This window comes from Aeromonas sp. 602200, assembly GCF_049173895.1.
GTDB lineage: Bacteria > Pseudomonadota > Gammaproteobacteria > Enterobacterales > Aeromonadaceae > Aeromonas > Aeromonas veronii_A.
On the sequence record NZ_JAAKSL010000007.1, the window covers coordinates 47,883 to 66,144 of the forward strand.

At 57.5% G+C, this 18,262-nt stretch carries 20 protein-coding genes, 1 tRNA gene and 1 riboswitch; of the genes, 15 read left to right on the top strand and 6 right to left on the bottom strand.

Annotation, left to right across the window (positions count from 1 at the left end; genetic code table 11):
* Positions 1-172 precede the first annotated feature (172 nt).
* From cmk to pyrF, 6 genes are all read left to right on the top strand, one after another.
* Positions 173-865 (top strand): (d)CMP kinase, encoded by a 693-nt coding sequence (gene cmk, locus G5221_RS10425; RefSeq protein WP_421263202.1) that lies wholly within the window; start codon positions 173-175, stop codon positions 863-865.
* 94 nt (positions 866-959) lie between these two features.
* Positions 960-2,630, top strand: a complete 1,671-nt coding sequence (gene rpsA, locus G5221_RS10430; protein WP_005337148.1) for a 30S ribosomal protein S1 — start codon at positions 960-962, stop codon at positions 2,628-2,630.
* Between the two features lie 92 nt (positions 2,631-2,722).
* Positions 2,723-3,007: an integration host factor subunit beta gene (ihfB, locus tag G5221_RS10435; protein ID WP_005299934.1), complete on the top strand. Its 285-nt coding sequence runs from the start codon at positions 2,723-2,725 to the stop codon at positions 3,005-3,007.
* Between the two features lie 158 nt (positions 3,008-3,165).
* Complete coding sequence (locus tag G5221_RS10440; RefSeq protein ID WP_005337143.1) at positions 3,166-3,450, top strand: LapA family protein; 285 nt, start codon at positions 3,166-3,168, stop codon at positions 3,448-3,450.
* Between the two features lie 9 nt (positions 3,451-3,459).
* On the top strand, positions 3,460-4,626 hold the full coding sequence (gene lapB, locus G5221_RS10445; protein WP_005346478.1) for a lipopolysaccharide assembly protein LapB: 1,167 nt from the start codon (positions 3,460-3,462) through the stop codon (positions 4,624-4,626).
* An 18-nt stretch (positions 4,627-4,644) separates the two neighbouring features.
* Positions 4,645-5,346: an orotidine-5'-phosphate decarboxylase gene (pyrF, locus tag G5221_RS10450; protein ID WP_108614207.1), complete on the top strand. Its 702-nt coding sequence runs from the start codon at positions 4,645-4,647 to the stop codon at positions 5,344-5,346.
* Here pyrF and rrtA read toward each other — a convergent pair.
* Positions 5,321-5,914: a rhombosortase gene (rrtA, locus tag G5221_RS10455; RefSeq protein ID WP_421263203.1), complete on the bottom strand. Its 594-nt coding sequence runs from the start codon at positions 5,912-5,914 to the stop codon at positions 5,321-5,323. The genes pyrF and rrtA overlap by 26 nt on opposite strands.
* On the opposite strand from rrtA, the gene G5221_RS10460 reads away from it, so the two are divergent.
* From G5221_RS10460 to G5221_RS10480, 5 genes are all read left to right on the top strand, one after another.
* Entirely contained in the window at positions 5,913-6,536 is a 624-nt protein-coding gene (locus G5221_RS10460) for a tRNA-uridine aminocarboxypropyltransferase (RefSeq protein WP_421263204.1), read from the top strand. The two genes, rrtA and G5221_RS10460, sit on opposite strands and share 2 nt — an antisense overlap.
* 20 nt (positions 6,537-6,556) lie before the next feature.
* Positions 6,557-7,264 carry a 7-cyano-7-deazaguanine synthase QueC gene (gene queC, locus G5221_RS10465; RefSeq protein WP_005359893.1) on the top strand — a complete coding sequence of 236 codons (708 nt, stop codon included), beginning with the start codon at positions 6,557-6,559 and terminating at the stop codon, positions 7,262-7,264.
* Between the two features lie 61 nt (positions 7,265-7,325).
* Positions 7,326-7,997 (top strand): 7-carboxy-7-deazaguanine synthase QueE, encoded by a 672-nt coding sequence (queE, locus tag G5221_RS10470; protein ID WP_040069335.1) that lies wholly within the window; start codon positions 7,326-7,328, stop codon positions 7,995-7,997.
* Between the two features lies 1 nt (position 7,998).
* Positions 7,999-8,229 (top strand): DUF3820 family protein, encoded by a 231-nt coding sequence (locus G5221_RS10475; RefSeq protein WP_421263205.1) that lies wholly within the window; start codon positions 7,999-8,001, stop codon positions 8,227-8,229.
* Positions 8,226-8,801, top strand: a complete 576-nt coding sequence (locus G5221_RS10480) for a cob(I)yrinic acid a,c-diamide adenosyltransferase (RefSeq protein WP_139405266.1) — start codon at positions 8,226-8,228, stop codon at positions 8,799-8,801. Before G5221_RS10475 ends, G5221_RS10480 begins: the two co-directional genes overlap by 4 nt.
* A 69-nt stretch (positions 8,802-8,870) precedes the next feature.
* On the opposite strand, the gene G5221_RS10485 is transcribed toward G5221_RS10480, so the two are convergent.
* Positions 8,871-9,275 (bottom strand): H-NS family nucleoid-associated regulatory protein, encoded by a 405-nt coding sequence (locus G5221_RS10485; RefSeq protein ID WP_005359895.1) that lies wholly within the window; start codon positions 9,273-9,275, stop codon positions 8,871-8,873.
* Between the two features lie 302 nt (positions 9,276-9,577).
* Positions 9,578-9,749, top strand: a riboswitch (Lysine riboswitch).
* An 88-nt stretch (positions 9,750-9,837) separates the two neighbouring features.
* Between G5221_RS10485 and G5221_RS10490 the strand changes: the two genes are divergently transcribed.
* The gene (locus G5221_RS10490; protein WP_005351177.1) at positions 9,838-11,418 is read left to right on the top strand and encodes a Na+/H+ antiporter NhaC family protein; all 1,581 of its coding nucleotides are present in this window, start codon (positions 9,838-9,840) and stop codon (positions 11,416-11,418) included.
* Between the two features lie 91 nt (positions 11,419-11,509).
* Complete coding sequence (locus tag G5221_RS10495) at positions 11,510-12,091, top strand: thymidine kinase (protein ID WP_005351181.1); 582 nt, start codon at positions 11,510-11,512, stop codon at positions 12,089-12,091.
* Between the two features lie 78 nt (positions 12,092-12,169).
* Here the strand turns inward: G5221_RS10495 and G5221_RS10500 are convergent, their stop codons facing one another.
* The gene (locus tag G5221_RS10500; RefSeq protein WP_157160961.1) at positions 12,170-13,507 is read right to left on the bottom strand and encodes a flavohemoglobin expression-modulating QEGLA motif protein; all 1,338 of its coding nucleotides are present in this window, start codon (positions 13,505-13,507) and stop codon (positions 12,170-12,172) included.
* 158 nt (positions 13,508-13,665) lie between these two features.
* Between G5221_RS10500 and G5221_RS10505 the strand changes: the two genes are divergently transcribed.
* Together G5221_RS10505 and G5221_RS10510 are read left to right on the top strand one after the other, a co-directional pair.
* Complete coding sequence (locus G5221_RS10505; protein WP_421263206.1) at positions 13,666-14,121, top strand: YbjN domain-containing protein; 456 nt, start codon at positions 13,666-13,668, stop codon at positions 14,119-14,121.
* Between the two features lie 134 nt (positions 14,122-14,255).
* Positions 14,256-14,343, top strand: a tRNA-Ser gene (locus tag G5221_RS10510).
* A gap of 291 nt (positions 14,344-14,634) precedes the next feature.
* On the opposite strand, the gene G5221_RS10515 is transcribed toward G5221_RS10510, so the two are convergent.
* From G5221_RS10515 to G5221_RS10525, 3 genes are all read right to left on the bottom strand, one after another.
* Positions 14,635-15,357: an AcvB/VirJ family lysyl-phosphatidylglycerol hydrolase gene (locus tag G5221_RS10515; protein WP_421263207.1), complete on the bottom strand. Its 723-nt coding sequence runs from the start codon at positions 15,355-15,357 to the stop codon at positions 14,635-14,637.
* Positions 15,358-15,368: 11 nt separating this feature from the next.
* The gene (gene mprF / locus G5221_RS10520) at positions 15,369-17,918 is read right to left on the bottom strand and encodes a bifunctional lysylphosphatidylglycerol flippase/synthetase MprF (RefSeq protein ID WP_421263208.1); all 2,550 of its coding nucleotides are present in this window, start codon (positions 17,916-17,918) and stop codon (positions 15,369-15,371) included.
* Between the two features lie 153 nt (positions 17,919-18,071).
* Positions 18,072-18,254 (bottom strand): hypothetical protein, encoded by a 183-nt coding sequence (locus tag G5221_RS10525; RefSeq protein WP_042055686.1) that lies wholly within the window; start codon positions 18,252-18,254, stop codon positions 18,072-18,074.
* Between the last annotated feature and the right edge of the window lie 8 nt (positions 18,255-18,262).

Genomic DNA, 18,262 nt, shown 5'->3' on the forward strand with positions numbered 1-18,262 from the left:
AGTCCCTGCATTGCTTAATGAAATATCCAAATGAGATACAAGCACAGCTGTCCGGCGGGGTTTTGGCCCTTTGTGCGGATTGATGACTGCCCGGCTCACCACATTCGGGTATAATCGGCGCCCATTAACCCACCCCTTCGGGATGGGAGCAACACAGTGCAGGAGAGAAGTTATGCCTCAGATGGCCCCCGTAATGACAATTGATGGCCCCAGTGGTGCAGGTAAAGGCACCTTGTGTCAGCTGCTTGCTGAGAAGCTGGGTTGGCACTTGCTGGACTCGGGCGCCATCTATCGGGTGTTGTCCCTGGCCGCCCTGCATCACGATGTAGAGCTGGACAGTGAAGCCTCACTGGTGCCGCTGGCCGCCAATCTGGATGTGCAATTTCAGGTTGAGGGCGATCTGGTCAAGGTGATCCTGGAAGGGGAAGATGTCTCCCGCACCATTCGCACCGAAGAAGTGGGTAATGCTGCCAGTAAAATCGCCGCCTTCCCCCGGGTGCGCGAAGCATTGTTGCGCCGTCAGCGGGCATTTCGTCAGGCCCCGGGTCTGATTGCCGATGGTCGTGACATGGGTACAGTTGTTTTCCCCGAGGCCGAGGTAAAGATTTTCCTCGACGCCAGTGCCGAAGAACGGGCCCAGCGTCGCTATAAGCAGTTGCAAGATAAGGGCTTTGATGTTAACTTTGAGCGTCTTTTAACCGAGATTCGGGAACGTGACGATCGCGACAGAAATCGCGCTACTGCACCCCTGAAACCGGCAGAAGATGCTCTGGTGGTAGACTCTACCGCCATGACCATAGATGAAGTGCTGGCAACAGTGCTCACCTATGCAGAGCAACAACTTGGTGATGCCAGCGCAAGCTGACATCCGGTCGTCTGCACCAAGGATGGCGCAGATTATTTAAAACAGCCCCGCTTGTGCCGGATTGCAAGTGGATGTTTCATTTGTGACATAAACAATGATCGAATCTTTTGCTCAACTCTTTGAAGAGTCCCTGAACGCCGTTGAAACCCGTCAAGGTTCCATCGTCAAGGGTACTGTCGTTGCTATCGAGAACGGTTTCGTACTGGTTGACGCCGGTCTGAAATCCGAGTCCGCTATCCCGGCTGAAGAATTCAAGAACGCCATGGGCGAGCTGGAAATCAACGTCGGCGACACCGTTGACGTGGCTCTGGACTCTATCGAAGATGGTTTCGGCGAAACCAAGCTGTCCCGCGAAAAAGCCAAGCGCCACGAAGCCTGGCTGCAGCTTGAGAAGGCTTACGAAGAGCAAGCTACCGTTATCGGTATCATCAACGGCAAGGTCAAGGGTGGTTTCACCGTTGAACTGAACGGCATCCGTGCCTTCCTGCCGGGTTCTCTGGTTGACGTGCGTCCGATCCGTGACACCGCTCACCTGGAAAACAAAGAACTCGAGTTCAAAGTCATCAAACTGGACCAGAAGCGCAACAACGTTGTTGTTTCCCGTCGTGCCGTGATCGAGACCGAGAACACCTCCGAGCGCGAAAGCCTGCTGGCTAACCTGCAAGAAGGTCAAGAAGTTAAGGGTATCGTCAAGAACCTGACCGACTACGGTGCATTCGTAGATCTGGGCGGTGTTGACGGCCTGCTGCACATCACCGACATGGCGTGGAAGCGCGTTAAGCATCCTTCCGAAATCGTCAACGTTGGCGACGAGATCGCTGTCAAGGTTCTGAAGTTCGACCGCGAGCGTACCCGTGTATCCCTGGGTCTGAAGCAGCTGGGCGAAGATCCCTGGGTTGCTATCGCCAAGCGTTACCCGGAGACCACCCGTCTGTCTGGCCGCGTGACCAACCTGACCGACTACGGCTGCTTCGTTGAAATCGAAGAAGGCGTTGAAGGCCTGGTACACGTATCCGAGATGGATTGGACCAACAAGAACATCCACCCGTCCAAGGTTGTTAACGTTGGCGACGTGGTTGACGTGATGGTTCTGGACATCGACGAAGAGCGTCGTCGTATCTCCCTGGGTCTGAAGCAGTGCAAATCCAACCCGTGGCAGCTGTTTGCCGAAACTCACGCCAAAGGCGACCGTGTTTCCGGCAAGATCAAGTCCATCACTGACTTCGGTATCTTCATCGGTCTGGATGGCGGCATCGACGGCTTGGTTCACCTGTCTGACATCTCCTGGAACAACCAGGGCGAAGAAGCCGTGCGTGAATTCAAGAAAGGCGACGAGATCGAAGCCGTTGTTCTGCAAGTGGATCCGGAGCGTGAGCGCATCTCCCTGGGTGTCAAGCAGATCGAAGAAGACCCGTTCAACAAGTACCTGGCTGACAACAAGAAAGGTGCTATCGTGAAGGGTAAGGTTACCGAGGTTGATGCCAAAGGTGCCGTTATCGAACTGGCTGATGGCGTAGAAGGCTACCTGCGTGCCTCCGACGCTGCTCGTGACCGTGTAGAAGACGCCACTCTGGTGCTGTCTGTTGGTGACGAAGTTGAAGCTAAATTCATGGGCGTTGATCGTAAGAACCGCACCGTAAGCCTGTCTGTCCGTGCTAAGGACGAGGCTGATGAGCGTGTTGCTATCGATAACCTGAACCAGCAAGAAGAAGTTGTGTTCAGCAATGCTATGATGGAAGCGTTCAAAGCCGCCAAGGGTGAGTAATCCTTGATGCAAGAAAAGGGCGGCATTGCGCCGCCCTTTTTTATCCTGGCAAAATGAATATTGCATGTGATCGGGGAAGGAGATTTAACGTTATGACCAAATCAGATCTCATCGAACAACTGGCAGCCAGCCGCATGCATATGCCGGCCAAGGATGTCGAAGCCGCCATCAAGGAGATCCTTGAGCAGATGGCGTCGACCTTGCAAAACGGCGACCGGATTGAAATCCGCGGATTTGGCAGTTTTTCACTGCACTATCGTGCGCCCCGTGTGGGCCGCAACCCCAAGACTGGGGACAAGGTTGAACTGACCGGGAAATATGTCCCGCACTTCAAACCTGGCAAAGAGTTGCGCGAGCGCGTCAACATCATTGAATAATGCAGAAATGGGCATACCTCGGGTATGCCTTTTTTCTTTTTGGCACCGATTCCTGTGCCAATCGTCTTGTTTCTTAAACTCTTTTCCCATTCACTCTAGAGTCTGCCTGCGATTTTAAGGATAATCAGCCTCTCATTAGATACTGACAGGGAGCTCTTATGAAGCGTATTTTGGCCCTCATTCCGCTGGTGCTGGTGTTTGTTCTGACCCTGGCGCTGGGCTCACAAAATGGCCAGCTGGTTCAGTTCAATTACCTGATTGCTCAGGGTGAGTTTTCGCTTGCCATGCTGTTGGGCTTCTTCTTCGCTGGCGGTTTTTTGCTGGGCTGGCTGGTATTCGGCCTGCTGTTCCTGCGCCTGAAAATGCAAAACCGCACCCTCAACCGCACCATGCGTCGTCAATCCCGCGAGTTGGAGCTGGCCCGGTCACCGGGTAAGGAATAATGTTCCTCAATGCTTGAACTGCTTTTCCTGCTGTTACCCATCGCCGCCGGTTATGGCTGGTACATGGGTCGCAGGAGTGTTCGCCAGGACACCCAAAAACAGAGTAACCAGTTTTCCCGCCAGTATGTGGCGGGCCTCAACTATTTGCTGTCCGATGAATCCGACAAGGCGGTGGATCTCTTTATCCAACTGCTTGAGGTGGACAGTGAAACCATCGAAACACACCTCTCCCTCGGCAACCTGTTTCGCCAGCGTGGGGAGGTCGATCGTGCCATCAAGATCCACCAGAACCTGGTAACCCGCCAACTGACCCGGGAGCAGCGACAGCTTGCCCTGCAGGAGCTTGCGCGCGACTTTTTGGCTGCTGGTCTGCTGGACCGAGCTGAAGCGCTCTGGAATGAGCTGTGCGATGACAGCGACTATGAAGAGACGGCGCTGGCACAGCTGTTGATCATCCATCAGCAGTTGCGGGATTGGGATAAGGCCATCGATGTGGCGGTTCGTCTGCAAAAATTCCAGGGCAAGAAGCTGGCCGACCCCATCTCCCATTTCTATTGCGAGCAAGCCGAGATCGCGCTGCGTGAGGGCAATAAAGGGGAGGGGCTGGCCAAGCTCAAACGGGCGCTCAGTATCAATCCGGCATGTGCCCGAGCCAGTTTGCGCCTCGCTGAGCTCGCCATGGCAGAGGGGGAGTATGAGCAGGCCAGCAAGGAGCTGCTGCGGGTGTTCGAGCAGGATATCGACTTTGCCTCCGAGGCAATGCCCAAATTGCTCGAGTGCTATCAGCAGTTGGGGCGCACGCCTGCGTTGATCCCGCTGCTTGAGAAGGCTGTGGAAGATCACGCCGGTGTCAGCGTGACCCTGGCCCTTGCCAAGCTGGTTGAAGAGCGTGATGGCCTGAGCCAGGCCCGTTCGCTGGTGTTGCGTCAGCTGCGTCGTCATCCGTCGATGAAAGGTTTTTACCAGCTGGTGGGTTTTCAGCTGGCCAGTGCGGAAGAGGGGCCTGCCAAGGAGAGCCTCGAACTGCTGCAACAGCTGGTCGGCGAGCAGATAAAAATCAAGTCAACCCACAAGTGTCGGCAGTGCGGCTTTGCCACTCACTCGTTGTTCTGGCAGTGCCCGTCTTGTCGCCAGTGGGGTTCCATCAAGCCGATCCGTGGTCTGGACGGTGAATAACAAGCAATAGGATGTGAGATGCAAGATCCCAAAGTACTGGTAGCGCTGGATTATCAGCACGAGGCAGATGCCTTAGCGTTCGTTGAACGTATCTCTCCGGCCCAGTGCCGTCTCAAGGTAGGCAAGGAGATGTTTACCCTGTTTGGCCCGCAGTTTGTACGCCAGCTGGTGGCCAAGGGATTCGATGTCTTTCTGGATCTGAAATTTCACGATATTCCCAATACCGTTGCCAAAGCCGTGGCAGCCAGTGCCGAGCTCGGTGTCTGGATGGTCAACGTGCATGCCAGTGGTGGTGAGCGGATGATGCGTGCCGCCAAAGAGGCGCTGCTGCCTTATGGCGACAAGGCGCCATTGTTGATCGGGGTGACCGTACTGACCAGCATGGAGCAGTCCGACATGATCCCTCTTGGTCTGGATGTGAGCCCTGCCGAGCAGGTGATCCGGCTGGCTACCTTGACCAAGGCATCCGGCTTGGATGGGGTTGTCTGCTCTGCCAACGAGGCCCATGAGCTTAAAGCCTTGCTGGGTGATGAGTTCAAGCTGGTGACCCCGGGTATTCGCCCGACCGGTTCCGCGGCCGGGGATCAGCGCCGGGTGATGACACCCAAAGCGGCGGTCGAGGCGGGGTCCGATTATCTGGTTATCGGTCGCCCCATTACGCAGGCTGCCGATCCGGCCGCCATGCTGGCCAGCATCAATGCCGAGTTGGTTGGTGCGTAACAGGCTCACCCAGTGATACACGGTGCAGGCCGAGCAACAGGCCTGCACCGGCCCCGATAAGATGAGAGCCGATGTGTACCCTGGCATTGATCAGGGTGGAGATCGGGCTCTCTCCTGCGTTGTAGAAGTCCATCGCCAGCTTGAGCCCCATCCCTGCCAGCAGTAGCCAGCCCGATGTGCGGCGTCCGTGGTGAATATCCTGCATTGCCCCCCAGACAAACAGGCCATGCAGCGAGCCGGATAGCCCCATGTACCACTGGGTCTGCGGGCACCACCACCAGATCCCCAAGCCCACGGCCAACCAGAGCAGCAACATCAGCAGCGGCAGGCGAGCCCCACCCAGATAGTCGCGAAACAGGCTATAGAGGATGGCGAGGCCGCCCAGATTGAGCAGCAGGTGCCACAGATTGGTATGAGCCAGATTGCCTGTTATGATCCGCCACCCTTCGCCCCCGGCGATCAAGGGCCGATCGAAGGAGAGCTGAAGATTGGGAACGGTAAAGAAGAGTAGCAAGCTGGTGAGAGAGAGCGTGATAACCCAGAGCAATCCAGATTTGTCTGACAACATGAAACAGTCCAACGACAAGAACAGTCGATACTGTACACGTTGCACCCGAGCCCTCAAAGCCTGCATGTGCGATTATATTGTGCCGGTTGACAATCACACGCCCCTCTACATCTTGCAGCACCCCAACGAGGTGGCACATCCCAAGGGGACCGCGGCACTGCTGGCGGCCTCTTTGCAACAGTGCGAGATCCATGTGGGGGAGGACTTTTCCCGCGATGAGTGGCTCAATGTGCTGCTGGCTGACCAATCCCGTCGTTATTATTTGCTCTGGCCGGATGAGGATGCCATTTCGCTGACCGATCTTCGCCAACAGTGGGAGAGTGAATCCTCTGGCTCCGCATCAGTCGCCTTTATCTTGCTTGACGGCACCTGGCGCAAAGCCTATCGCATGTTGCAGAGCAACCCGGCACTGGCCTGCTTGCCCCGCATCTGCATTGGTGCCATTGCCGGTCAATATGCCATTCGAAAGAAACCCTTTCCCGATGCCCTCTCTACCATAGAGGCGGGCTATCACCTCTTGTCCCGGTGGGAGGGGAGGCCGGAGCGCTATGCGCCCTTGCTGACCCTGTTCAATCGGTTGAATACCCAGTGGCAGGACTTTGCCGAAGGCCGCCGCGCGTGACAATTCAAGGAGTTATCAAGATGAAAAAAGCAGTCGTGGTTTTCAGCGGTGGTCAGGACAGCACTACTTGTCTGGTGCAGGCATTGGCCCGGTATGATGAAGTGCACGCCATCACCTTTGACTATGGCCAGCGCCATCGGGAAGAGATCGACACCGCGCGCCGTCTGGGCAGTGCACTGGGGATCGCCGCCCATAAGGTGATGGATGTGACGCTGCTCAATGAGCTGGCGGTCTCTGCCCTGACCCGTGACGACATCCCGGTCAGCTGCGAGCTGCAGGATAATGGCCTGCCCAACACCTTCGTGCCGGGTCGCAATATCCTGTTCCTGACCCTGGCTTCCATCTATGCCTATCAGGTGGGCGCCGAAGCGGTGATCACCGGTGTCTGCGAGACCGACTTCTCCGGCTATCCCGATTGCCGTGACGAGTTCGTCAAGGCCCTCAATCAGGCGGTGTCGCTGGGGTTGGATCGCGGCATCCGTTTTGAAACTCCCTTGATGTGGCTCGACAAGGCCGAGACTTGGGCACTGGCGGATCACTATGGTCACCTCGACACGGTGCGCCAGCAGACCCTGACCTGCTACAACGGCATTGCCGGTGACGGCTGCGGCACGTGTCCTGCGTGTGAACTGCGCAGTCGCGGCCTGAACAACTATCTGGCCGACAAGGCGGGCATCATGGCCAGACTGTTTGAGAAAACCGGGCTGGGCGAGAAAAGCGCAGAGTGAGCCTGCGTCTTGCCGTGGCTTGGGGTATAATCCGCGACTTTTGCAACAAGCCGTGATCGAGATGCACTACCCAATCAACGAGATTTTCCAGACCATCCAGGGGGAGGGCATCTTTACCGGCCTGCCCGCCATCTTTGTTCGCCTGCAGGGTTGCCCGGTGGGCTGCCCCTGGTGCGATACCCGTCATACCTGGGTTGTTGATCCGGCTCGTGAAGTGGGCAAGGAGGCGGTGCTGGATCGCTCCAACGAATCCGATTGTTGGAGCCAACTTAGCACCGCGCAGATTATCAAGAGCTTTACCGACCTGGGTTATCAGGCGCGCCATGTGGTGATCACCGGTGGCGAGCCCTGCCTCTATGATCTGCACGAACTCTCGTCAGCCCTGCTGGCGGCGGGTTATCAGGTGCAGATTGAAACCAGTGGCACCAGCGAGATCAAGACCCATGAGCAGACCTGGGTGACCGTCTCCCCCAAAATTGGCATGAAAGGGGGGCTGCCTGTGCTGGTCTCGGCGCTGGAGCGGGCCAACGAGATCAAGCATCCGGTGGCCACCGAGCACCATATTGAAGAGCTGGATACGCTGCTCGCTACTGCTACCCTGCGCCCTGATGTGGTCATTGCCTTGCAGCCGATCAGCCAGAAGCCAAGGGCCACCCAATTGGCGATGGATACCTGTATCGCGCGTAACTGGCGACTCTCAATCCAGACTCATAAATATCTGGATATCGATTAATATGGATTGGCTATCCGACGAACAGGTACTGCTGACCCTGACCAACAAGATGCCTTACGGTAAATATCAGGGGCGGCGTATCATCGATATTCCAGAGCCCTATCTGGTGTGGATGGCGCGCAGCGGTTTTCCGGTGGGTAAATTGGGCCAGACGCTGGCGTTGGCTTACGAAATCAAACTCAATGGACTCGAATCCATGATTATTCCCATTATTAACAGGATGTCGGTATGAGAATATATACGAGGCAGGGCGACAAGGGCATGACCCGGCTGGCCGATGGTATCCAGTTGCCAAAGGATCATTTGCGGGTCGAGACCTACGGTTATATCGATGAGCTCAACTCCCATATTGGCTTGCTGATTTGTGACGTCCCGCCGCAAGAGCTCTGCTTATTGGCTGATTTACAGCTGTTGCAACAGGAGTTGTTTGATCTGGGGGGGGAGTTGGCATTCTCCAGTGACGCCCAGAATGAATCGATTTGGCAGGTTAATGCCGCCTGGACAACTCGCCTTGAACAGCAGATAGATCGTTATAGTGAGCCATTGCCACCGCTGCGCCAATTTATATTGCCGGGTGGTTCCCGTGCCGCGGCGCAAGCGCATGTGGTGCGTACTCTGGTGCGTCATTGCGAGCGCTTGCTGCTGACATTGAGCCGGGAAGAGCGGGTCAATCCCGAGGTGCTGCCCTATCTGAACCGGATGAGTGACTGGTTCTTTACCGTTGCCCGCTATCTCATCTGCGTAGCAGGGGATCGTGAAGTGCTGTGGGTCAAGGCAGCAGATCGCCCGCAATCGGCTATCTGATATTTCACGTTTAAGCGGCAATAAAAAACCTCGCCTTGGCGAGGTTTTTTATTAGCAACGAGATTGAGATCAGATAGCAAAGTCTTCCAGTGATTTGCCTGCTGCCACTGCGCTGGCAATAGCCGAAGGCATACGGCCCTGGCCGGTCCAGGTTTTCTCTACGCCATTATCCTGATAGCGATATTTGGCAGGACGTGGCGCCCGCTTGGCTTTTTCTGATTTGCCGGGGTTGGTAGCGACAGCGCTTACCAATTCTGCCGGGTCAATACCGGCTGCTTTCAGCATTTCGCTATATTCGTTAATTTTCCGCAGATGCTCTTCACGGGCCTGACGCTCAGCAGCTTCATCCTGCTGACGTTCAGCAACGATAGTGGAGAGTTTTTCCAGTGCCTCTTCCAGTTGTTCCAGAGAAAGCTCGCGGCAGGTCGCACGCAGACTGCGGATATTAAGCAGTACCTTTAAAAATTCATTCATAGGAGTTACCACGTCGAGTCAGAGAAAAATATTATGTTCCAGCTGATTCTTGCTTGGTGATTTAAATAAGTCAAGCCGGGTTAAATATAATATCCGTGGGGAACATCAATACAGATATTTAATATGGCCTGCAATAGGCTTGGAGATTGGATGCCAATGAAACCGCAGTAGGTGAAAATAGCGTCAAAGCTGGCGTTGTTGCATCATTTGACTACCATTTTTCGACCTTGATATGTTTGTCATGACTATTTAATCAAAAAACTTGCTATAAGCTGCCATCTCGATAAAATGTGCGGCGAATACCTTTAAGTAGAGGCGCGCTGCCTATGAGTATTTGTGCGGAGGGTGATGCCTGTGATGCACAAGGAAAGGAGTCAGCGCCGAAGTGGCCAGGCCATCATACCGGGCTGCTGGTTCTGCATCTAATAGGTGCAGGACTGCCATAGTCATCCACTATGGAGCGCTACCTGAAGGGGCTGAGGAGTATGACCTCCCCATAGGTTTTGTTTCTTTAGATCCTCTCGGTAGATCTCCACCTGTAATCTTTAGGTGCAAAGAGATCATGGACATTAGTCATTTCGCCGACTCCGGTTGGTCCGTTCTTCCCCCCCTGTTGGCTGTCGCGCTGGCGATCATGACCCGCCGCGTGCTGCTGTCCCTTGGTGTGGGCATCGTCACCGGCAGTTTGCTGCTCAATCAGTTTTCACCCCTCGAATCCCTGCATTACATGTTGAATACCGTGCTCAAGATCTTCTGGGTCGATGGCGCGCTCAATCGTGACAACGTCAACATGATCCTGTTTATGCTGCTGCTGGGTGGCCTCATCAGCCTGATGAGCGTCTCCGGGGCGACCCGTGCCTTTGCCGAGTGGGCCGAGCGTCGTGCCAAGACCCGCAAGGGCGCCAAAGCCCTGACCGGCATGATGGTGTTTGCCTTCTTTATCGATGACTTCTTCCACAGCCTGTCGGTGGGGGCAATCTGCCGTCCGGTGACCGACCGCTTCCAGATCTCCCGTGCCAAACTGGCCTATCTGCTGGACTCCACCGCGGCGCCGGTCTGCGTGCTGATGCCCATCTCCTCCTGGGGCGCCTATATCATCGCCCTGGTGGGCGGCATCATGGCGGCCCACGGTCTGACCGAACAGAGCCCCATCGCGGCATTTGTCGAGATGATCCCGATGAACCTCTACGCCGTCTTCACCCTCATCATGGTGCTGGTGGTGATCGCCTGTCAGCTCGATATCGGCCCGATGCGTCAGCACGAAGCGTGGGCGCTGGAAGGCAAACTGTGGGATGAGTCCAAGGGCCGCCCCATCGGTCTGGATATGGAGAGCCCGGAGGAGAGCAACGGCGGCATGATCGACATGGTACTGCCGATCCTGACTCTGACCGCTGCCACCATCTATTTCATGATCGATTCCGGTGCTGCGGTGCTGAGCGAGAAAGGGCTGCCATTCAGCGTGCTCGGCTCGTTCGAAAATACCAACGTCGGTTCTTCGCTGGTCTACGGTGCCCTGTGCAGTCTGGTGGTCTCCATCGGTCTGGCGATGCGCCTGAAGCTGGGAGCCAAGAACTGGATCAAGGCCGCGCCGCAAGGCGTCATGGCCATGCTGCCAGCCATCAACATCCTGCTGTTTGCCTGGACCATCGGTGCCGTGGTGCGCGACGTGGAGACCGGCAAGTACCTGGCTTCGCTGGCTAACGGTAACCTGCCGATCGAAGTGCTGCCTGCTGTGGTCTTTATCCTCTCCTGTGCCATGGCGTTTGCTACCGGCACCAGTTGGGGTACCTTCGGCATCATGCTGCCGCTGGCCGGTGACATGGCCGCCGCCAGCGACATCAGCCTGATGCTGCCGATGCTAGCTGCGGTACTGGCTGGCTCGGTGTTCGGGGATCACAGCTCACCCATCTCCAGCACCAGCATCCTCTCTGCTACCGGTGCCGGTTGCCATCACATCGATCACGTGATGACCCAGCTGCCCTATGCACTGGCCATCGCCTTCGGTGCGGCCATCGGTTACCTGGCGATGGGCTTGATGCACTCCAGCCTGGCCGGTTTCAGTGTCAGCGCACTCTGGTTCGTGCTCTTTACCGGTTATCACCTGAAAAAGGCCAAAGCGCGGCCAGTGCTGGCCACCGCGTAACATTTATAGAGCAAGGGGCCCGCGGGCCCCTTGGTTTTGTCAGGGGCTTTGGTTAGCATGCGCCCCATAAATTCAGTTTCGGAACAGTATCATGGCTTCACTGCACTACAAATTTGCCACCATGAATTCAGGCAAATCCACCCAGCTCATTCAGGCGCACTTCAACTATCTGGAGCGGGGCATGCATCCTCTGGCGATGACACCAGCCATCGATGACCGTTTCGGGGTCGGGGTGATCAGTGCCCGGGTTGGCCTTGAACTGAAGGTGGACGTGTTCAGCGACAGCTGTGATCTGTTTGAAATGGTGAAAGCGCGCCATGCGAAGAAACATATCGATGTCTTTATCGTGGACGAGGCCCAGTTCCTGACCCGTGAGCAGGTCTACCAGTTGGCCCGCATCGTCGATGAGCAGGATATTCCGGTGATGGCCTATGGCCTCAAGACCGATTTTCGCGGTGAGCTGTTCCCGGGCTCCTACCATCTGCTCTGTCTGGCCGACAAGTTTGAAGAGCTGAAGAGCATCTGCTGGTGTGGCAACAAGGCTCACATGAACTCCCGGGTCAACGAAGCGGGGCAGGTGATGCGTGATGGCGAACAGGTGGAGATCGGCGGCAACGATCGCTATGTGTCGCTCTGTCGCAAACACTATCTCGAAGGTCGGGCTTACAAGTAATTCGGCTGCGATATTTCAATCGTCGAGCAGGGCGCCAATCTGGCGCCCTTGTTCTTTTCCTGCGTGCTTCTCTGCGGTTCAGTCGATCTCGATATCCACCGGCGCAATGATGGGGTCGGCCACCGGCAGGCGTTGAAACAGCTGGCGAAAATGGTGCTGTACCCGGCCTATATCGACCAGTGACATGCCGGAGGCAAAACCGAACCAGACATAGAGGCCGGTGAGATCGCGAAACATCGGCGGCAAATAGCGGGGAGCGGCGATCAGCCCCTCCAGATAGTGCTGATAGAGCACCGGAATGTCATCCAGTGTCACCTTGCCGACAAACAGCATTGGCAGGATCTCGGGCACCCCTTCCAGCACGGCGCTGCGGATAAAGTTGACCGTCTCCACATAGCCACGCACGTAGGAGAGATCCTTGGTAAAGCAGGCGCCGCCGCCCACCATGCCGCCACGAAAGACCCGCTGGGTGATCTTGTAGGCATCGTGCTCGCTGGTGCCCTGCTGCACGAAGTGCTGAAACACCTCGATAAAATCGGCGCCGCGCTCGGCCATGTCGATGGCCATCACCCGATCGGAGATACGCTTGGCCCGATCCGGAAAGGAGCTGAAGGTGAGGGTCTCTATCAGAACGGCCAGCCCCTCCTGACAGGCGGTGATCCGTGGTGAACCGGCGCTCAGCCAGGTGGCATAGGGCTGCTGGCGACCGTTGAGGGTGGTGCCTACATGAACCCACCCCTCGTGCACCTCCAGCACCTGCAAGTCCAGCTCGGAGAAACGGGCGTGGGAGTTGAGCTTGATGTAGTCGCCACCGGCCGCTGCATCGGAGACAATCCCATCGCTCAGCTTCACCTGCACAGTGCCGTCACTGAAGTAGCTCGACAGCTTGCCCTGCAGTTTGGCGACCGCGGCTTCTCCTTCGAACTCCTTGGGGTAGGGGCGCACCAGATGGCGCGCGCCGGGCAGGGAGAATATATCGCACAGGCGGGCGCCCAGCTCCTTGAGGGTCTTGCGATCCCCACGCAGGTGATCGCTGGCAGAGCCATAAAGCAGCTGGCTGTAACGCTGAAAATCGGGTTGGCCGCGCTGGCGCAGCATCTCGATCACCACCATGTACTGATCGACCGTCTCTTGCAGGATCCGGCCAAGATCGTCCTGTAGCCCCAACTTTCTGCGGATCCTGTCCCGCAGCTCCTTGAGCTCCAGATACTTGTTGCGCGGATCGAAGCCGAGGGGGAGGGCATCATAGAAGTGCCTGTCGATAGCGGGCAGCTCCCTGCCACCGCTTGCCAGAAAGCGATCCTGCAGATGGCGTGGCCATTTGATGGCATCCAGAATGCGGATGGGTTTTTGCAGGGTGAGCAGCTCATCCGAGAGTGATTTCAGATGAAGGCGATACTTTTCTTGGATTGTCATGGGGCCCCCTGTGGGGCAAGCGTCGTCGTCGATTTGGCTGAGTATATGCATAGCGCTTGCCAAAAAGAAGCGAGCCGCAGGGTTATCGGATTGGCGTGCTTTTTGTTGATAGTAAATTGGTTTAGACTGCGCCCCTTGATCCCAATCTTGTCGTGGAAATGATGAATATCCCCAGCTCCGAAATGATAATGCGTTGGTTGCAACAGGCTCGTATCGAGCACTATGTCTGCGACCAGTGTCACGGTATCCACATTGTCTCTTTGCAGTCGGTCGACGGTATTCAGGAGAGCCGGATCTTCGTGGAAGAGGAAGGCCTGCTGTTCTCCTCCGAGCTGGAAGTGCGCCCCTCCGCAATGCTGCTGCTGGTTGCCGAACTGGGCCGACTCAATATGCAGTACCCCTCCCTCAAGGTGTTCCTCGATATCATTGATGACAACCTGCCGCGACTGGTGGTCGGCCACACCGTCTTTACCAAGGCCGGACTCAGCGTCGAGCAGTTCCTGCTGTTCGTGCAAAGCACCATCGCTGCCACCCACGAACTGGTTGCCGAATGCGAACGTTCCGGCTTCCTCAACCTGCCGGAAATCCAGGTCGCACCGGAATCTGTGCATTAAGTGTTCGAACGGTTCGCCGGGTGAAAAAAGCCGTTGACGCGGGCGGGGCTTTCCCCTAAATTACGCCCCGTTCTAGCGCAACAGCGTAGCGAACACTGTGTTGGCTGAACACGTTAAACCACAGACCAAAATTTGGTGAGGTGTCCGAGTGGCTGAAGGAGCACGCCTGGAAAGTGTGTATACGGCAACGTATCGAGGGTTCGAATCCCTCCCTCACCGCCAAATTGCAAAGCCCTGATGGAAACATCAGGGCTTTTTGCTTTCTGGCGCAATCCCCGTGTGGTTGCTGGCATAGGAATGCAAATCTTCGTTCTTGATAGCGCATCTTGCTGAACCGCTTGGGCAATCGCAGTGAAAAGCCTCGGTGACTTTGACGCCACGGCCAACCCATTGGTCGATCCTTTTAAAGTTGCCGCCCAATTCAGTAAAAGGGCCTCTCGCAAGAGAGGCCCTTTTCATTGCTCGCTGATTTGCCCTGCTCGGTACTTAAAAGGCATTCCGTGGTGATACCGGTTAATGCTCCACAGTCAGCGGATCCGGGGGCAGGTTCAGATGCTTGGTGATGGTCTGATAGAGCTGGGGGTAGTTATCGTCAAAATGGTGTCCTCCCGGCAGGGTGACGCTGATGACGTTGGGTTGGTTGAGACGGGGGCAGAGGCGGTCGCCGTCATCGTCATCGGCTCCTTGCAGGCAGAGCATCGGTAGATCGCGGATGGTCTTCACCTGCGGTTCGGTCGGATAGCTCCGCGCCTTGTGGGTCAGCATGTCGCTGACGTGGATCTCGAAATCCGAGCTGGTGGAGGGGGAGAGCATCACGGCCCCGACCAACCCCTGACGATAGTGCTCCGGCAACCGGTTGATGACGAAGGGGACAATCTCGGCACCAAACGAGAAACCGACCAGCAGCCAGCGGGGGCGCTGCCAGCGAGTCTGGTAATCATCGAGGATCCGCTCCAGATCGGCGGTCACCTGCTCCGGGGTTTTCTTCTTCCAGTAGTAGGTGAGGGAGCTCCAGCCCACGACCGGCATGCCGTTCAGCTGAAACTGGGCGCTCAGCCCCTTGTCGAGGGCCGCCCAGCCACCATCGCCGCTGAGAAAGATCACCATGGGGGTGTCGGATGACTGCTTGACCGGCAGCTCAATCAGGCTCAGGTCATCCTTGACCGGGGCGGCGTGCGCCGCAAAAGATGAAACGGGCAGTACGAGACTGAGTAACAGCAAAATCAAGGCTCTCATTGGCCATGCTCCTATTTCTTGAGCAGCCCCAGCGGGCCGCGGCTAATCAGGGTGATCAGGTGAGTCAGGGTTCTGGGCAGTACCAGCTTGCTGCTGCAGAGCAGGTAGCGGGGTTCCCAGCGGGGCGAAAATTTCTCCTTGTAGCGTCTGAGCCCCTGGAAGTTGTAAAAGCGGCTGCCACGGACGAACAGGGTATTGCCAAGGCGGGCCCAGTAGCTGCCGAGCGGGTGATCGTTGAACCCAGACATGGGGGCCATCCCCAGATTGAAGCTGGCGTACCCCTGCGCCTTGCCCCACAACAGCAGTTCGACAAAGAGAAAATCCATGATGGGGGCGGTGCCGGTATCCAGGCTGTAGCGCATCAGATCGATGGAGAGCGTCTCCTTGTTGTCGCTCACCCAGAGGTTGGCAAAGCCGACGATCTGCCCCTCGTGCCACACCAGCGCAGCCGGGCTCAAGGTCAGGTAGTCAGGCTCGAAGCGGCCGACCGAGAAGCCCTTCTCCTTGCCCATCTTGCTCTGCAGCCAGGTATCGGAGACGGTCTGCAATCTGGGCAGCAGGGGGGCCACGGCACTGGCCTCGACCACCTCGAAGGTCAACCCTTCCCGTTTGCCCTTGGCGTGGCTCTGGCGCAGGTTGCGCAGGCGGCTGCCCGCCAGATCGAAGGTAGCCAGATCGACCATCGCCTCTTCACCGAGCTTGAAGGGGATCAGCCCCAGCTCCAGATAGAGCGGAAGATAGCGGGCCGACACCTGATAAAAGACCGGATTGGCGTCGTGCTCGTCGCACCGCTCGCGAAATTGCCAGAGCAGCTCTTCGATCTGCTCGTGGTGGCCGATCGGATCCCCCATCACAATCCAGCTGTTGCCCTCGATGCCATACATCAGGAAGGCGTCGCCGGCGGGATGGAACAGCAGGGACTTGTCCTGCAACTGGGCCAGATAGCCGTGGATCCCCCCTTCGCGCACCACCAGCTCGTGAGCGCGCGCCAGCGTCTCCTTGTCCGGCTTTTCACCGACCACGCGCAGCGGTGCAAGCAGCTGGGCAACCCCGGCCACGGCCAGCACGGCCACCACGCTCCCCATGGCGCGCAGGCCGCGGGCAGCCCCGCCGTGGGGCGAGAAGTGGAACCAGAGGGCGTGGTCATACTCCACCTGACGGTAGGAGAAGAGCAGCAGCCACAGGGCTCCCAGCAGCACGGCGCCGACCGAGATGAGCCAGCCCGGGGTGTACTGGGGATAGAGCAGCGACCCTTTGCGATAGAAGAGAGAGCGGCAGGGAGTCATGATCAGCAGGAAGCTGCCGAGCAGCAGGGCTGATTCCCAGTCCCCCCCCTTGAGCAGGGAGAAGGCGATCCCCAGTGCCAGCAGCAGCTGGGTGATGCGAAACGCGGCGTCATGACGGCGATAGAGGCTGCGCGCCAGCAGGATCAGGAGAATACCGCTCACGCTGCTGAGCACGTGGGAGAGCTCGAGCAGGTGGAGCGGCAGCACTTGCAGCCACACCTCGATGTGGCTGCGCATGGTCGGGATCATGCCCGAGCAGAGCAGCAGGCTGCCGGCGGCGAAGGTGCCGACGCTGATCAGTGCGGGCAGAAACTCCTGAATGGCGCTCATGATCCCCTGCAACCGCTGCCAGCGAGCCTTCTGCTGCAACATCTCCTGACTGGTAAAGAGCAGCAGGGCGCAGAGGAAAGGCAGCACGTAATAGATGCAGCGGTAGAGCAGCAGCGAGGCGAGCAGCTTGTCGGCCGGCAGGTAGTGGGCCAGCAGCAGGCTCATGCTCGCTTCGAACACCCCTATCCCGCCCGGCACGTGGGCCAGCACCCCGAGGAAGCTGGCCAGCACGAAGGCACTGAGCAGCACGGGGTAGGGGACACTATCTGCGGGTAACAGCACAAACAGCACGGCGGCGGCGGCCATCCAGTCCGCCAGCGCGACCAGCAGCTGCAGCAGGCGTACCTTGATCCCGGGTAGGAGCAGGCTGTGTTCGCGCCAGGAGAGACGGTGTGTGGGCCAGCAGAGGTAGCAGGCCACCAACAGCAGAGCCATCATGCCCGCCAGCCTGAGCAGGGTATCTGCCCACTGCGGCCAGTCAGGCAGCAGCTGTGATACATCGCAGGTCAGTAGGGCGCCACCTCCCCACGCCAGCAGGCCGAGGAAAAAGGTGATGGAGCAGAACAGCACCACGCGGGCCACTTCTCCGGTGGCGAGCCCCAGTGCGGAGTAGAGGCGATAGCGTACCGAGGTACCGGTCAGCAGGGCAAATCCCAGGGTGTTGGAGAAGGTGTAGGTGATAAAGGAGGTGATGCTGACCTGTTGCCAGGGAAGGCGCTTGCCCAGCGCATGGAGCGCCAGCATGTCATAGCTACAGAGACAACCATAACTGAGCAGGGTCAGCAACAGGGCGCCCGCCAGTCGCGGCAGGGGTTGGGACCAGATAGCCACACGAATATCGTGCCAGTGCCATGCCTGAGTCAGGTGATACAGCACGGTCAGTGCGGTGCCGAGCAGCAACAAGCTGCACAAGGGGCCTAGCCATTTAAGCAGATGACGCCACATGCCATGTTCCTGTGGTCATTGACCGTTTCCCGCAAAGGGGGAGCCGGGTCGTGGATCCGGTTTGGACGAGGGAGGTGCTCGTCAGGAAAATTTCGGGAAGAGATGGAAAGGGAGGCGTCAGCCTCCCTCTGTGCTATCCAGTGACCGGTTGGATCACTTGGTTTTCGGTGCGACTTTGACGGCAGGGGTCTTGGCGTGGGTGGCTTTATGGTGTTTTTTCACCACCTTGGTCTGGGTCGCCTGCGGCGCGGCTGTCTTGGTCGGGGTGGCCGCCATGGTGAAACCGGAGGTGAGGGCGAAGACGGCAGCCAGGGTCAGGGGAATGATCTTTTTCATGTTCAATT